This is a genomic window from Paraburkholderia sp. UCT31 (genome assembly GCF_014397655.1).
Classification (GTDB): domain Bacteria; phylum Pseudomonadota; class Gammaproteobacteria; order Burkholderiales; family Burkholderiaceae; genus Paraburkholderia; species Paraburkholderia tuberum.
Genome location: NZ_VZQP01000152.1, coordinates 1 through 2,494 on the forward strand (window position 1 = coordinate 1; position 2,494 = coordinate 2,494).

General features: G+C 63.6%; 3 protein-coding genes. All 3 read left to right on the top strand.

Going from position 1 to position 2,494, the window contains the following annotated elements:
- Nucleotides 1-76: 76 nt before the first annotated feature.
- The 3 genes from tnpA to tnpC are packed head-to-tail and all read left to right on the top strand — an operon-like array spanning nucleotide 77 to nucleotide 2,406.
- Complete coding sequence (gene tnpA, locus F6X40_RS43765; RefSeq protein ID WP_410452763.1) at nucleotides 77-481, top strand: IS66-like element accessory protein TnpA; 405 nt, start codon at nucleotides 77-79, stop codon at nucleotides 479-481.
- The gene (gene tnpB, locus F6X40_RS41250; protein ID WP_187631857.1) at nucleotides 478-822 is read left to right on the top strand and encodes an IS66 family insertion sequence element accessory protein TnpB; all 345 of its coding nucleotides are present in this window, start codon (nucleotides 478-480) and stop codon (nucleotides 820-822) included. The genes tnpA and tnpB overlap by 4 nt, the downstream gene beginning before the upstream one ends.
- A 30-nt stretch (nucleotides 823-852) precedes the next feature.
- Entirely contained in the window at nucleotides 853-2,406 is a 1,554-nt protein-coding gene (gene tnpC, locus F6X40_RS41255) for an IS66 family transposase (RefSeq protein WP_187631858.1), read from the top strand.
- Nucleotides 2,407-2,494: the final 88 nt, after the last annotated feature.

Here is a 2,494-nt window from a genome sequence, read left to right on the forward strand (position 1 = left end):
TGTAAGCACCTCACGACGACCGTCGTAGACGACGGCGAGGACCGACATCAAAATGGTGCCCATCATTTTCGATTTGATGGACATCACTGTGACAGAGCCGAAAGCTAGGCCGGGTAGCCGCAAGGGACGCCCGAACTATGATCGCGAGTTTCGACGCCGGCTTGCGGCCGCAGCATGTGAGCCTGGTGCGTCGGTCGCGAAGCTGGCGCGGGACAATGGCATCAATGCAAACATGCTGTTCACCTGGCGGCGTCGCTATCGCGCGCAATTGCAGGCCGAAACGACGTCGCTGATTCCAGTGGCGGTGATTCATGAGACGCCGCCGCAGCGCCTGGCGATGCCTCCGAATGGAGGTGACGTCGGCAATCCGACTCCGCGAGACGGGACGATCGAGATCCGGTTCGGTGGCGTGGTCGTCAGGGTCAACGGCGGCGTCGATGCCGACACGCTACGTGTCGTCCTGGGGAGCGTGCGATCGTGATCTCTCTGCCCACGGGTACACGCGTCTGGCTGGTGGCCGGCGTCACAGACATGCGCTGCGGATTCCAGGGGCTGGCGGCGAAGGTACAGACGGCGCTCGAGGACAATCCGCTGGGTGGCAACGTGTTCATCTTCCGGGGCCGGCGCGGCGATCTCGTGAAGGTCATGTGGGCGACCGAAGACGGGCTTTGGCTCCTGGCGAAGCGGCTTGAGCGTGGTCGCTTCGTCTGGCCACACGCCGATGGCGGCAAGGTTCATCTGACGGCGGCGCAATTGTCGATGTTGCTCGAAGACATCGATTGGCGGCAGCCGCGTCGGACGGCTGCGCTGTCGATGTTGTAAACCGCGAGGAAGGCTCGTAAACTGCGCCACATGTCGAACGGCGCCGAACTTCCTGACGATGTTGAAACCCTGCGGGCCTTGCTGGTCGAGGCCCGTGCCCAGCTTGCCGAGCGCGATCTGGAGATCGAGCAGCTCAAGGCGCAGATCGACAAGCTCAAGCGCATGCAGTTCGGCCGCAAGTCCGAGCAGCTGGACCGGGAGGTTGCGCGGCTCGAAACCGCGCTTGAGGATTTGACCGGTGAGCGTGGTGTCACTGATGTGCGACGCGCCCGCCAATCAGGCGCGAGCACGCCTGTGGGCGACGCATCGCCGAAAGAAGCGCTGCCACCGCATCTGCCGCGCGAAGAACGCGTACTCGACGCTAACGCGAGCTGCCCGAAATGCGGCAGCACCATGCAGCCGCTCGGAGAGGACGTGTCCGAGCAGCTCGCCCGCGTTGCGGCAATGTTCAAGGTGATTCGCACGATCCGGCGCAAGACGGTCTGTCCGTGCGGCCACCACTTCTCGCAGTCGCCCATGCCCGGCCTGCCGATCACGCGCAGCATCGCCCATCCGAGCCTGCTGGCCGACATCCTCGTCTCGAAGTACGCTGACCCCGCCCCGTTGTACCGGCAGTCGCAGATTGCCGCGCGCGACCGCGTGAAGCTCGATCCGGCCAGCATGGGGCGCTGGGTTGGCCAGTGTGAGGCCCTTTGCGAGCCGCTGACTGAGGCGCTGCGCCGCCACACGATGGCACCGTCGAAGCTGCACGCGGACGACACGCCGATCCCGGTGCTCGCGCCGGGCAACAAGAAGACGAAGACTGGGCGACTGTGGGTGTATGTGCGCGATGACACCCGCTCGGGTTCGACCGAACCGGCTGCGGTGTGGTTTGCTTACTCGCCCGACCGCAAAGGCATCCACCCCCAGACCCATCTCGCTGGATTCGAGGGCATCCTGCAGGCCGACGCCTACAGCGGCTTCAACGAACTGTACGAGAGCGGCAAGATCCGTGAAGCTGCATGCTGGGATCACGCGAGACGGTACATCTACGACGTACACGCCCGAACGCCTACCGAGGCGACCCGGGAGGCGCTCGAACTGATCGGCGAACTTTACGGCATCGAGGCCGACATCCGCGGCAAACCAGCTGCAGAACGGCTGCGCGTGAGGCAAGAGAAAAGCGTGCCGCTGCTCGCGACCATCAAAACGTGGATGACGGACAAACTCGCCACGCTGTCGAAGAAATCCGATCTGGCCAAAGCAATCCGTTACTCGCTTAACCAGTGGGACGCCCTCGCGCTGTACTGCGACGAGGGCGGTGCCGAAATCAGCAATGCACTGGCCGAAAACGCACTGCGCTGTGTGAGTCTGGGTCGCAAGAACTTCCTGTTCGCCGGCTCCGATAGCGGGGGCGAACGGGCTGCTGCGATGTACGGTCTGATCGGCACATGCAAGCTCAACGGGATCAACCCGCGCGCCTACCTCGAATACGTCCTGACCCATATCGCTGACCATCCCATTAACCGCATCGACGAACTGTTGCCCTGGAACGTGGCCACGAAGCTGGCTCGGCAGGCTGGCCCAGCGGCGTCTGCCGATTGATTGCTAGCCAGTGAAAATCATGTAGCCCGATTCCCCATCATGCCTCATGCGAACGCCGCGTTGCGGACGGCCGTCGTGAGGTGCTTAC